Source organism: Rossellomorea sp. DUT-2 (assembly GCF_052665285.1).
Window position 1 is genome coordinate 899,255 of the sequence record NZ_JBQPEO010000002.1, and the last position, 13,395, is coordinate 912,649.

Genomic DNA, 13,395 nt, shown 5'->3' on the forward strand with positions numbered 1-13,395 from the left:
ATTTCCTATTATAAACAATTATCTGACTTTTGTGAATGAAAACGCATCAATTTCTATAAAAATTATTTTTCTAGAAAAATAAACCGTAGCATTTAAGCGTGCAAACGGGGTGGTTACAGGGGTTTCTCTTCCCGTTGTAAAAGCACTAAATATGTCGAAGATGTATAATCAAAGTTAACCTCCCATCAAAGATATGGAGGATAGATCCTTCCACCGGCACGGAATCCAGTTGCCTTCTATAAGAACAACTCATATAATTTCATCGCGAGGTAAGCAATACCGGCTCCAATCAACGGCCCCACAGCCACTGCTTTAAAGAATGCCACCGCCAGGACTGTACCGAGGACAAGAGCTGTCGTAATATGAGGGTCCTCTTCCAACAGCGTTAACCCGCTCTTTGCAATTAAGGCCACCGCCATCCCGGAAGCGAGGGCAATCCACGCATAAGGTGACTTTAATGAGTCATACAGGTCTTTAAAACCGATCTCACCTGTAGCGATTGGTGCCAATACGGCAATCGTTATGATGGTAACACCCCAATTAATCCCTTTGGACTGAATACTCGCAAACACTTTTTCATCGATGCCTGCCAGCTTAAGAATGATTAGAAATGTTACGGCTATAATAATGGACTGGTTTTTTGCAGCGAAGCCAATTCCCAATAGGAGCAACAAAAACATGAATGCCTGTGACATTAGTAACCTCTTCCTTTCGTAATCATTATTCTGACATATCAACTTTTATCATTTGTTGTAAAAATGAGCAACCTCGTTAAATTAAACTTCCTTTCATTTCCTGTCTCCTTTAAAATAGAAGTAGAAGATCGGGTAGGAGGGAAGCCCTTGAATGTAGAATATGTTTATCGAACGATGAGGTTCATAATCGTTTTAGCCATCGTCATGCTCTCATTGATTTCACTCTATTACATATGGAAGCTTGCTTATCCGTTTATCATTGCCATTGCCATCGCGTTACTCATCAATCCTATTGTGAATTGGCTTGAAAAATGGCTGCCCAGGATATGGGCGGTTGCTTTATCTCTCATATTGATTGTTGCGGTCTTTGCGGGGCTTATCACCTTACTGATTGCTGAAATTGTTTCCGGTGCGAATTATTTGGCAGAAGAGCTTCCTAAGCATGTGCAGACCTTGGTCAAATATGCTGAAGATTTCATCGTAGGGCATGTGATTCCACTATACAATCAGTTAGCAGGATTATTTAAGAACCTTGAAGCTGGACAGCAGGATACCATATTAGAAAATGTTCAAACTGCAGGTACGAAAATCGCCACATCGGCAGGGGATTTCCTGCAAAACTTTTTCACCAAATTACCACAGTTGATTTCATGGATTCCAAACGCCGCATCCGTCCTGATATTTGCCGCTTTAGCCACATTTTTCATCAGTAAGGACTGGTATACATTATCTGCCAAAGCAGAGAAAATCATTCCTGGAAAGGCGATGAGCAGCGGGAGAAAGGTATTCATCGATTTGAAAAGGGCCCTATTCGGATTTGTAAGGGCACAGTTCACCCTCATCTCCATCACGGCTATCATCGTGTTAATCGGATTGATCATATTGAGAGTGGATTACGCCATCACCATTGCGCTCGTAACGGGTCTCGTTGATATTTTACCGTATCTTGGTACAGGAGCGGTTTTCGTACCTTGGATCATTTATGAGTTTATTACAGGGAACATCGGATTAGGTATCGGTTTATCCGTTCTCTATCTAGTTGTCGTGGTACAGCGTCAAATCATGGAGCCGAAAGTCCTGTCATCAAGCATCGGACTCGATCCACTCGCCACCCTGATCGCCCTCTTTGTCGGCTTTAAGCTCATCGGGTTTCTTGGCTTGATCGTCGGTCCCGTTGTGCTGGTCATCCTATCCACCCTTAAAAGAGCCGGCGTTTTTGAAGATACGTGGAAGTTTATTATGGGTGTAAAATAGGAAAAAGCACTGCTCCCCGTGAGCAGTGCTTTTTGTATTATCTGTATATAATTACATTCCCATTATTGACCCAGCGTTTGAACAGCTTATAAATGAATGGTTTGAACATTTTACGTGTAGGCGGCAGTAATAGCAGGAACCCGATTGCATCGGTAATAAAACCAGGCGTCAACAGAACGACACCTCCGACCAGAATGCACAATCCATCAATGATGGCATCTCCCGGCAGCTGACCGTACTGCATATCCTGCTGCGCTTTTCTGAGTGTCTCCATTCCCTGTTTTTTCGCCAAGTAAGCTCCCAGAATTCCTGTTGTAATAATCAGTAAAACGGTCGGGATCAAACCAAACGCTTGTCCGGAAAGAACAAGCAAACCAATTTCCAATGCGGGCACGATAATTAGCAATAACAATATATATCTCATTATGGATTCCTCCATTTTAGTTTAATACTTGCTCCCCTTCATTATAACATATTAGTGATCTGGAGTATTATGTGGGGGTTCGCTTAATATGAATGTGCTTATGGCTAGTAATGATTGTTTTTGCAGGTGTTATTAATTGTTTGTTGTAGTATTTTTGGTGTTTGTGTGGTGCTTTCGGTGTTTGTTGCGGTACTTTCGGCGTTTGTTGAGGCACTTTTGCCGTTTGTTGCCGCACTTTTGCCGTTTGTTGCGGCACTTTCGGCGTTTGTTGCGGCACTTTCAATGTCTATGTCTGTCAATCAAAATCATGCCAATTTGTGAACACCGGTCACAATTAATACATGGACACCCTTAATTACGCACAAAAAAGCCAGAGTCCATTCCAGACTCTGGCTTTTCACATTTCAAATTATAATACGCTTGCGTGTCCGTTATAGATGACACCGCGAGTAGCGTCTACTGTGATTTCCTGACCATTTGTGAATAGAGAAGTGGCATTGTCCACGCCAACGACTACAGGAATTCCTAAGTTGATACCTACAACTGCTGCATGACTTGTCAGACCGCCTTCTTCAACGATCAAGGCAGAACACTTCTCAAGAGCAGGCATCATGTCTTTATCAGTCCCAATTGTCACAAGAACTGATCCTGGCGTAGTATTCTTCACTGCTTCATCTGCAGACATCGCCACGACTGCTCTTCCATAAGCAGATTTACGGCCGATTCCTTGACCTTTTGCAACGACATCGCCTACCACATGGATTTTCATCAGATTGGTTGTTCCAGATTCACCGATTGGAACACCTGCTGTGATGATAATGCGATCTCCATGCTTCGTCATACCTGAATTGACGCTTTCTTCTACTGCCATATCAAGCATTTCGTCCGTAGTCGTCACTTTGCGTCCAACTGTAGGGTAAACGCCCCAGACAAGTGCCAAGCGGCGTGATACGGAATCTGTTCCCGTTACTGCTACGATTGGAGCTTTTGGACGGTACTTAGAAATCATGCGTGCTGTGTGCCCGCTTTCGGTAGGAGCCACAATCGCATTGACGTTAAGGTTAAGAGCCGTGTGCGCTACTGATTGACCGATGGCATCCGTCATATTATGCTCACTGTCTTTGCTGCGTGCCGCCAGGATATCATTGAAATCAAGGGCTGTTTCCGCTCTTGAAGCAATGTTGTGCATCGTTTGCACCGCTTCTACAGGATATGTACCTGCAGCTGTTTCACCAGATAGCATGATCGCATCTGTACCATCGAAGATCGCATTGGCTACGTCACTTGCTTCTGCTCTTGTCGGTCTAGGGTTGCGTTGCATGGAATCAAGCATTTGAGTGGCCGTGATGACAGGCTTACCCAGTGAGTTACATTTCCTGATCAACATCTTCTGAACCAATGGTACTTCTTCAGCCGGGATTTCCACACCAAGATCTCCACGAGCCACCATCAATCCGTCTGATACTTCAAGGATTTCATTGATATTGTCTACACCCTCTTGATTCTCGATCTTAGGGATGATTTGAATATGAGAAGCGTCATGCTCTTCCAATAATTGACGAATTTCAAGTACATCAGATGCACGGCGAACGAATGATGCCGCAATAAAGTCGACACCCTGTCCAATACCGAATACGATATCCTGAGCATCCTTATCCGTAATCCCTGGAAGGTTTACGGAAACTCCCGGTACGTTTACACCTTTTTTATTCTTTAAAGTGCCGCTATTGGCAACATACGTATGAATCTCGCCATTCGCTTTATCGATTTCCGTTACTTCCAATCCGATCAGACCATCGTCAAGAAGGATTTTAGAACCAATATGAACATCTTCGATTAATCCTTCGTATGTAACGGAGAATTTCTCAGTTGTCCCGAGTACTTCTTTCATGGAAACGATGACGCTTGAACCTTGCGTTAATTCGATTGCACCATCTTCCATATTATTTGTACGGATTTCCGGGCCTTTTGTATCGAGAAGGATTCCGACTGTTTTTCCGGCTTTTTCGGCTGCTTCACGGATATTGATGATTCTCTGTCCATGTTCTTCATGGTCACCATGTGAAAAGTTTAAGCGGGAAACATTCATTCCGGCTTCGATCAGTTGTGATAACTTCTCTACACTCTCACTTGCAGGACCGATCGTACATACTATTTTCGTTTTTCTCATTTTCTTTACCTCCTGAAATCTTACAACAATTTAGATTGAAAGCTCTTTGGAAAGTCTGTACATGCCCAAGTCAATTTGATGTGGCTTGGCAAGTGCTTCAATAATATCGTAATCAACTAGTTGATTTTTCTCAATTCCTACTGCTCTTCCGCCTTTTCCTTCAATCAATAACTCTACTGCACGTGCACCTAAACGGCTTGCTAACACGCGATCAGATGCGGTTGGTGTTCCACCGCGCTGAATATGGCCCAGGACAGAAACACGTGTATCCATTCCCGTAGCTTCAGTGAATCGATTAGCAAATTCATTTGCCGACATGACACCTTCCGCCACAATGATGACACTATGTTTCTTCCCGCGCTCCTGACCCTTTTTCAGACGGGTCACGACATCATCAAGATCGAATTTCTCCTCAGGAATCAGAATGGTTTCAGCACCGCCTGCAAGACCGGACCACAGGGCAAGATCTCCTGCATTACGTCCCATTACTTCGATGATGAATGTTCTTTCATGTGAGGTTGCCGTATCGCGAATCTTATCAATCGCGTCGATGACCGTGTTCAAAGCCGTATCGAAACCGATTGTGTATTCAGTTCCCGGAATATCGTTATCGATCGTTCCCGGTACACCCACACATGGATATCCCCATTCAGTTAAAGCTTTTGCTCCTTGGTACGAACCATCTCCACCAATGACAACAAGCCCTTCAATTCCATGCTTCTCTAATTGCTCGATGCCTTTTTTCTGTCCTTCTTTGGTCTTGAATTCTTCACAGCGGGCTGTATACAGCATCGTTCCGCCACGATGAATGATATCTCCAACTGAACCCAGTTCAAGCTTCTTGATGTTTCCGTTGATCAGTCCGTTATACCCCTGATAAATACCGTACACTTCAATATCAAGGAAAATGGCTTTACGCACAACCGCACGAACGGCTGCATTCATACCTGGTGAATCTCCACCACTTGTTAATACACCAATCTTTCTCACTACGATCACCTCATTAAGAAATATGCCTTTATATGTAAATGAATGGTACAACTTGTTAATGGTTTCACATATATCTAAGAAAAGGAAAAAGGAACAAACTATCCTGTTGCATTCATTACATTATTATGGACCAATAGACTATGGATTATTTCTAAAATAACACGAAGATTCAAGGTTCTCAACAAGTTACTCGAAGGAAATGCTAAAGACGAAATAATCTATTAAATGGAAGCGTTTTAATTGTTAAAACCTTCAAAATACCGTCACAAATCTTTAATTGAATGGAAAATTAATGAAAAAGACTGACAAAAGGTATTTCCTATTTGTCAGTCCATAGTTCATTATGATTTTACCCCAATTAAATCATTTAAAACAGAATATTCACCCATCGCTTTAAATTTTTCATAGCGATGCTGGATCAATTCATCTTTTTTCATGGGGATTAATTCTTTCAAGGATGCCTTTAATACATCATTGATATATTGAGCTTGCTCTTCGACACCTTTATGAGCACCGCCTTTAACTTCCGTGACGATTTCATCAATGATTCCGAGCTCCTTCAGATCCGGTGCTGTAATCTTCATGGATTCAGCTGCCCGTTTCGCTTGTGTGGAATCCTTCCACAGAATGGCCGCCGCCCCTTCAGGTGAAATCACAGAGTAGGTGGAGTTTTCAAGCATATGAATATGGTTTCCGACTCCCAGTGCCAGGGCACCTCCACTACCACCTTCACCGATGACCATGCAGATAACGGGAACCGTCAAGCCTGCCATTTCTACAAGATTTCTTGCAATGGCTTCACTTTGCCCTCTTTCCTCTGCCGCTTTACCGGGATATGCACCCTTTGTATCAATAAAGCAGATGATAGGACGGTTGAACTTGTCCGCTTGCTTCATCAATCGTAAGGCTTTTCGGTACCCTTCCGGATGAGGCATTCCAAAGTTCCGGCGAATATTTTCTTTCGTATCTTTCCCTCTTTGGTGCCCGATGATGGTCACAGGGACATCATGAAATTTACCTACCCCTGAAACAATGGCTTCGTCGTCCCCATACAGTCGGTCTCCATGCATTTCGATGAAGTCCGTAAAGAGATAGCCGATATAATCAAGCGTCGTCGGGCGATTCGGGTGTCGTGCTACCTGAACCCTTTCCCACGGCTTCATGTTTTCATAGATATCATTTTCAAGCTTCGTGAGCCTGTTCTCCAGCTTCTCGATTTCATTTGATAAATCGACGTCGGAATTTTGAGTGAACTCCTTCAGCTCGGCTATTTTTTTCTTGAGCTCAAATACAGGCTTTTCAAATTCCATCTCATTTACCATGGCAGATCACCGTCCCACTGATGTATATCAAGTACTGTCCCGATTTTCTCTTTTAACTCGAGCCTCGAGATGACTCCGTCAAGTTGACCATGCTTCAATAAAAATTCGGATGTTTGGAAGTCTTCCGGTAAGTCTTCCCTGATCGTCTGCTCAATGATCCTTCTGCCTGCGAAGCCGATAAGCGCTCCGGGCTCAGCAAAATTATAGTCCCCTACGGAAGCGAAACTTGCGGATACCCCGCCTGTTGTCGGGTGCGTCATGATTGAGATGAAGAGTCCTCCATTTTCGCTCAATCGATTAAGGGCCACGCTGGTCTTGGCCATTTGCATCAAGGAAAGGACACCTTCCTGCATTCTCGCGCCTCCAGATGCCGTGAAAATAATGAATGGGACTTTTCGTTTGTCGGCTTCTTCGATGGCTCTCGTGATTTTCTCACCGACCACAGAGCCCATGCTTCCCATTCTGAAACGTGAATCCATGATGGCCGTGACCACTTCGATTCCGTTTACCTTACCTGAACCAGTTAAGACCGCTTCATTCATACCTGTCTTTTTACGGTCCTTTTCCACTTTCCCCTCATAATCAGGAAAATTCAAAGGATTACCGGAAGTAAGGTCATGATCAAGCTCCTTGAAGGTACCTTCATCTATAAAACTATCGACTCTCTCCGGTGAGCTCATCCCATGATGATATCCGCAATGAATGCACACCTTTAAGTTTTTTTGAAGTTCTTTCGTGTACATGATCTTTTTGCAATCAGGACATTTGGTCATGATGCCTTCTGGAACGTCATGTTTAGCCGCTTCAGAAGGAATGGTTGCATATTTTTTCTTTTTGGATTTATTAAAAAGTTCCTTAAGCAAGGTGAAACCTCCTTAACTAATTACAGTCGCTTATACGTCTTCTGAAGAAAAAAATGAAGGTGATAAATAATTTATATCAATTTCCCAGGGACAGCTTCCGCTTTCGTTTCTAGTAGTAAATGCACGATATAAAACTGCTTGACTATCAGTTTAATGGAAAGGTTTAAAAAAAGATGTTGGAAATTGTCGCATCCTTATCGACAATTTCCCTGACCCTTTTATACGTCTCTTGCACAGTCTCTTTATCCTGTTTTTCTATTCCTTGAAGCATTAGGATCATCTCTTCCCTCATAGGATTCGTCATCTTGATTTCTCCACAAATCAATGTTTCAAAATCATTTAAGATATTCCAAATCCGTTGAGCCAAATGATTGGCGTTCATCATCACGATATCCCTGAACATGTCATCCAGGTTTTCCGCTTCTGTCACTTTATCGAATAGAGCATCCATCTTCTTTTTTTCAGAAAATAGATCTTTCAGCGCTTCCTTTTCAATCATCATCTTCGTATAAAGAATATCTTCCTGGGCTTTGTGGTCCTCGAGGATGAACATTCCTAACAAGTCGATGAGATGATGATCGCGAAAATCTCTTAAAAAGGTACCCTCGCCTCTTTTGGTTTCAATCAGGCCCAGCAATTCCAAGGCCCTTAATGCCTCCCTGACAGAAGAACGTCCAACGTTTAATCGTTCGGAAAGTTCTCTTTCAGAAGGGATTTTATCGCCTGGCTTGAGGCCGTCTTTAGATATCATTTCTCGCAGTTGGTGAACAATTCCAATATATACTTTAGCGTGGGAATGGAGAGAGTTCACTTCTGACATCATTCACCCTTCCCGATTACCGCTAAATCTTCTGTCTTTTTGCGAATGTCTTCCGGATCCACCTTCAAACGGGCTACTCCCGTCTCCATGGCGGACTTTGCGACTGCTGCTGCAACAGCAGGTGCTACACGCTTATCAAATGGTGCAGGGATGACGTAATCCTCGTTCAACTCATCTTCTCCGATTAAAGCCGCAATCGCTTCAACAGCAGCTTGCTTCATCTTCTCATTGATGTGTGTCGCGCGAACATCCAGTGCCCCACGGAAAATACCAGGAAATGCAAGGACATTATTTACCTGGTTAGGAAAATCGGATCGACCCGTTCCAACCACTTTGGCTCCAGCCGCTTTTGCCAACTGAGGCATAATTTCAGGAACAGGATTGGCCATGGCGAAGATAATCGGATCCTGTTTCATAGAGGCAACCATTTCTTCTGTTAACGCTCCTGCAACAGACACACCGATAAATACATCTGCGTCTTTTAGTACTTCAGTCAGTCCACCTTTGATCTGATCACGATTGGTAAACTTGGCTACTTCGTCTTTGATTCCATTCATTCCTTCGGGACGACCTTCGTAAATCGCTCCCTTGGAATCACACATAATGATGTCTCTCACACCATAACGATAAAGAAGCTTAATGATCGCCATGCCCGCAGCACCGGCTCCATTTGCCACTACTTTAATTTCTGACATCTTCTTCCCAACAATCTTGAGGGCATTCACAAGACCTGCCACGGTTACAATCGCTGTACCATGTTGATCATCGTGAAACACAGGGATATTGGTCTCTTTCTTCAAGCGCTCTTCAATTTCAAAGCAATTCGGAGCTGCTATGTCTTCTAAATTCACTCCGCCAAAGGTAGGCTCAAGAAGTTTAACCGTTTCAACAATCTTGTCCACATCCGTTGTGTTCAAACAGATTGGAAACGCATCTACACCAGCAAAGCTCTTGAATAGAACCGCTTTCCCTTCCATAACAGGCAAGGAAGCTTCAGGTCCGATATTTCCAAGACCTAAAACCGCCGTACCATCTGAAACAACCGCTACCATATTCCCTTTCATTGTGTAATCGTAAACCGTTTCAGGCTTGTCATAAATGACTTTACACGGTTCTGCTACCCCTGGGGAATAAGCCAGGCTCAGATCTTCAGCATTCCGGACCTCCACCTTGGATGTTGTTTCTAATTTCCCTTTGTTTACCCGATGCATATGCAGAGCTTCTTCACGCAATGACAATCAACTCACTCCTTCTGTTTCTTTACATGCTATATGTCGATTCATGATTCACATAAATCTTCTAAATGTACATGATTGATATTGAAAAAAATAAAGTTCAGAGGTGGTCTGACCACCTTTTTCTATTAAACAATAATATAAATATTGGTTTTAGTAAAGTATGTTATTGTAATATGACATTTGCCTCACCCAAAATCCGATGCATTTCCCTAAGAGCCTCTTGAGACGGGGACACACGTAAATGATCCGGAAGCTGGACACTCTTTTTTTCACGTTCATAATAAACGATGACAGGATTCTTCCCTTTGAACCGGTGAATCGTTTGCTGAATGCGCTCAGTACAAGCCTCTTCATCCTGATCCATGGCAATTTTCAAATAGAGCTTCTGGTCCATTGCTTTCACTCTCGCCTGGACTTCTTCCATCGCTTCCACCTGATTCACAATGAACTGAAGCTTATCGTTACGTTCTTCAACATTCCCACCAAACAGGAGGATATTCCCTTCTTTAAGCTGAGTCATATGATTTCGATAGACATTCGGAAACACCACTGCTTCGATCTCTCCACTTTCATCACCGATTTCGAGGAAGGCCATCACTTCCCCTTTTTTCGTCCGGATGGATTTCACTCCGGTAATGTAACCGCCGAATGTGATTTTCGACCCCTTTTGAAGATCGGCTATTTGCTGTAAGCCAAGATCATCATATAGGTGACGGTAGGAAGAAACGGGATGGTCAGATAAGTAAAGACCCAGCACCTGTTTCTCGAATTGAAGCTTCGTATCGATGGTCATATCCTCTACTTCGACATGTTTAGGCTTTAACAGGAATGCCTCTTCCTCATGAAACAAATCCTGATCACCTTCAGGATTGACAAGTTCCGCATGCTGGGCCGCCACATCAAGGCTTGCAAGCAGTGTGGCACGGTCCATTTCAAATTCATCGAACGCTCCGGACAATACTAAATTTTCGAGAATTTTCCGGTTAATCGTTTTGGAAGATACCCTCATGCAAAAATCAAACAGGTCCTGAAATGGTTTTTCTTTTCTGGCACGGATGATTTCCTTTAAAGCTGCTGCCCCTATTCCTTTGATGGCCCCTAAGCTGTAACGGATCTTATTCTTTCTTTCTACCGTAAAGACAAACTGACTCGTATTAATCGACGGGGGCAGGATCTCAATATCATAAAGCTTTGCTTCCCGGATATACTGAGCCACTTTCGTCTCATTTCCCACTACCGATGTCAGGAGAGATGATAAGAAAAAAGCTGGGTAATGTGCCTTTAAATAGGCCAATTGATAGGCGATCATACTATACGCAACAGCATGAGATCGATTGAATCCATAATCTGCGAATCTGACAATCAAATCATAAATGGTGTGCGCGACTTCTTCGGTATATCCTTTCCGTATTGAACCGGAAACAAAATGCTGCCGTTCCTGATCGAGGACATCCTTTTTCTTCTTCGAAACCGCTCTTCTGAGCAAATCTGCTTCCCCAAGGGAGAAACCAGCCATTTTCGAAGCAATTTGCATGATTTGCTCCTGATATACAATGACGCCATAAGTCATTTCAAGAATCGGCTTTAAGTCAGGCAACGGATATCCCACCGTTTCCACGCCGTGCTTCCGTTTGATATACGTCGGGATGTTTTCCATCGGACCCGGACGATACAATGCGTTAACGGCCACGATATCTTCGAAAGAATTAGGCTTCAGTCTTTTTAACACATTCCGCATTCCTTCTGATTCAAGCTGGAATATCCCATTGGTCAGTCCTTTACTTAATAATTCAAAGGTTTTAGGATCATTCATGGGTATAGACTCGATGGAGAATCCTTTATTGGTTCCCATTTGAACGTTCTTCACAATTCTCTCTAAAATGCTTAGATTACGCAGTCCAAGGAAATCCATTTTCAACAATCCGATTTCTTCCAGTATATCCATAGAGAATTGAGTCAGATGGATTCCGGATGAACTTCCCTGGATGGGTACCCACTGCACTAATGGAGCTTCACTCATCACGACTCCTGCCGCATGGGTCGACGTATGTCTTGGAAGCCCTTCAAGTTTAAGAGCCGTCTGAAATAATTTCTTATAATGATCAGAGCTCGTCACAAATTCACGGAATCCCTTAGACTTTTCATAGGCTTCCTGTAACGTGATCCCCAGTTGATTCGGAACAAGCTTGGATACTTGCTCCTGCTCCTTCATATTCAAGCCGAATACACGACCTGTATCGCGCAGAGCCGCCTTCGCTGCAAACGTCCCGAACGTAATGATCTGGGCAACGTGAAGGCTCCCATACTTCCCTTCCACATACTCGATCACTTCGTCCCGCCGGTGATCGGGAAAATCGATATCGATATCCGGCATGGACACCCGTTCAGGATTTAAAAATCGTTCAAACAGCAAATGATGCTCGATCGGATCCACATCTGTAATCCTCAATGCGTAAGATACCAAGGAACCCGCTGCCGATCCCCTTCCCGGTCCCGTCAGGATCTTTCTTTCCTTCGCATATTTCATAAAATCCCAGACAATCAGGAAGTAATCGCTGAATCCCATCCTGCCGATGACTTCAAGCTCATAATCCAATCGTTCTATGTACTCATCGGAAACCGACTCTACCCTATCACTCAGGCCTTTTTCACAAAGATGGGTCAATTCCTGAAGGGCAGACACTCCCTCAGGCAGAGGATATTTCGGGAGGAGCTGCTGATGGAAGGGGATGGTCAGGTGACACTGATCGGCAATCTTCATCGTATTTTCAAGCTCCGTGACATGATCAGAAAACAAATCCACCATCTGCTCTTTAGACTTGAAGTAATACTCCTGTGAACCCAATACGTCCCGGTCATCTTCAGATAGCTTTACTCCGTCACGTATCGCACCCATACATTCATGGGCGAAATGATCTTCCTGGTCTAAATACTGAACATCATTGGTAGCCACCATATCCGTTCCTGTCTCCTTGGCGACTTGTTGAAGTAAAGGAATAAGAGTATCCTCAGACGGAATCCCATGATTTTGAATGCTTAAATAAAAGGAATCCCTGCCAAACATCTGTTGATAGGCGTGGATGCACTTCTTTGCTTTTTCACTTTCATCATTCAATAAAAGGGTCTCAATCTCACCTTTGATTCCAGGTGAGATCGCGATTAATCCCTTGCTATAAGATTGAAGCCACTTCAACGGAAGCCCATTTTTAGTCTTGGCCCCGATTGCACTCGAGATCTTCAATAGATTTTGATAGCCCGTCTGGTTTTTCACCAACAGAACAAGCGGATAAGACCCTTCCTCGTTTTCCGTAGCAATATCTGCAGTTAACCCGATAATCGGTTTTATGTTTTCTTTTAAACACGCCTTATAAAAAGGGATGGCGGCATACATCATATTTCTATCGGTTAAAGCCAGTGCTTTATACCCTGAATTCTTCGCTTTATGTACAAGTCCATTTATCGATATCGTGCTAGACAGGAGACTATAGGCACTCGCTATTTGTAAATGAACAAATGACATGTTATGCACAACCTTTTTCTCAATATACTTTTATTATAGGAAAGAAACCGCAAAAAAGAAAATATGTTCTCCCTCATATCTTGTCTACTAACCCCATAT

The 13,395-nt window shown here is 43.3% G+C and carries 11 protein-coding genes; 2 read left to right on the forward strand and 9 right to left on the reverse strand.

Annotation, left to right across the window (positions count from 1 at the left end; all coding sequences use genetic code 11):
* Positions 1-236: 236 nt before the first annotated feature.
* The gene (locus ACOSV2_RS10305; protein ID WP_428974980.1) at positions 237-695 is read right to left on the reverse strand and encodes a DUF441 domain-containing protein; all 459 of its coding nucleotides are present in this window, start codon (positions 693-695) and stop codon (positions 237-239) included.
* A gap of 147 nt (positions 696-842) precedes the next feature.
* On the opposite strand from ACOSV2_RS10305, the gene ytvI reads away from it, so the two are divergent.
* Entirely contained in the window at positions 843-1,949 is a 1,107-nt protein-coding gene (ytvI, locus tag ACOSV2_RS10310) for a sporulation integral membrane protein YtvI (RefSeq protein ID WP_428974981.1), read from the forward strand.
* A 37-nt stretch (positions 1,950-1,986) separates the two neighbouring features.
* On the opposite strand, the gene ACOSV2_RS10315 is transcribed toward ytvI, so the two are convergent.
* The gene (locus ACOSV2_RS10315; RefSeq protein ID WP_113969597.1) at positions 1,987-2,373 is read right to left on the reverse strand and encodes an FxsA family protein; all 387 of its coding nucleotides are present in this window, start codon (positions 2,371-2,373) and stop codon (positions 1,987-1,989) included.
* A 120-nt stretch (positions 2,374-2,493) separates the two neighbouring features.
* On the opposite strand from ACOSV2_RS10315, the gene ACOSV2_RS10320 reads away from it, so the two are divergent.
* The gene (locus tag ACOSV2_RS10320; protein ID WP_428974982.1) at positions 2,494-2,694 is read left to right on the forward strand and encodes a hypothetical protein; all 201 of its coding nucleotides are present in this window, start codon (positions 2,494-2,496) and stop codon (positions 2,692-2,694) included.
* Positions 2,695-2,782: 88 nt separating this feature from the next.
* On the opposite strand, the gene pyk is transcribed toward ACOSV2_RS10320, so the two are convergent.
* The 7 genes from pyk to dnaE form a co-directional block, all read right to left on the reverse strand.
* On the reverse strand, positions 2,783-4,543 hold the full coding sequence (gene pyk, locus ACOSV2_RS10325; RefSeq protein WP_428974983.1) for a pyruvate kinase: 1,761 nt from the start codon (positions 4,541-4,543) through the stop codon (positions 2,783-2,785).
* A 30-nt stretch (positions 4,544-4,573) separates the two neighbouring features.
* Positions 4,574-5,533 carry a 6-phosphofructokinase gene (gene pfkA, locus ACOSV2_RS10330; protein WP_113969599.1) on the reverse strand — a complete coding sequence of 320 codons (960 nt, stop codon included), beginning with the start codon at positions 5,531-5,533 and terminating at the stop codon, positions 4,574-4,576.
* 341 nt (positions 5,534-5,874) lie between these two features.
* Complete coding sequence (gene accA, locus ACOSV2_RS10335) at positions 5,875-6,855, reverse strand: acetyl-CoA carboxylase carboxyl transferase subunit alpha (protein ID WP_428974984.1); 981 nt, start codon at positions 6,853-6,855, stop codon at positions 5,875-5,877.
* Positions 6,849-7,718 (reverse strand): acetyl-CoA carboxylase, carboxyltransferase subunit beta, encoded by an 870-nt coding sequence (gene accD / locus ACOSV2_RS10340; protein WP_113969601.1) that lies wholly within the window; start codon positions 7,716-7,718, stop codon positions 6,849-6,851. The genes accA and accD overlap by 7 nt, the downstream gene beginning before the upstream one ends.
* Before the next feature lie 163 nt (positions 7,719-7,881).
* Positions 7,882-8,469, reverse strand: coding sequence for a FadR/GntR family transcriptional regulator (locus tag ACOSV2_RS10345; RefSeq protein WP_428975101.1), 588 nt, complete (start codon positions 8,467-8,469; stop codon positions 7,882-7,884).
* Between the two features lie 68 nt (positions 8,470-8,537).
* The gene (locus ACOSV2_RS10350; RefSeq protein WP_428974985.1) at positions 8,538-9,776 is read right to left on the reverse strand and encodes an NAD(P)-dependent malic enzyme; all 1,239 of its coding nucleotides are present in this window, start codon (positions 9,774-9,776) and stop codon (positions 8,538-8,540) included.
* Positions 9,777-9,939: 163 nt separating this feature from the next.
* Positions 9,940-13,296 (reverse strand): DNA polymerase III subunit alpha, encoded by a 3,357-nt coding sequence (gene dnaE, locus ACOSV2_RS10355; protein WP_428974986.1) that lies wholly within the window; start codon positions 13,294-13,296, stop codon positions 9,940-9,942.
* Positions 13,297-13,395: the final 99 nt, after the last annotated feature.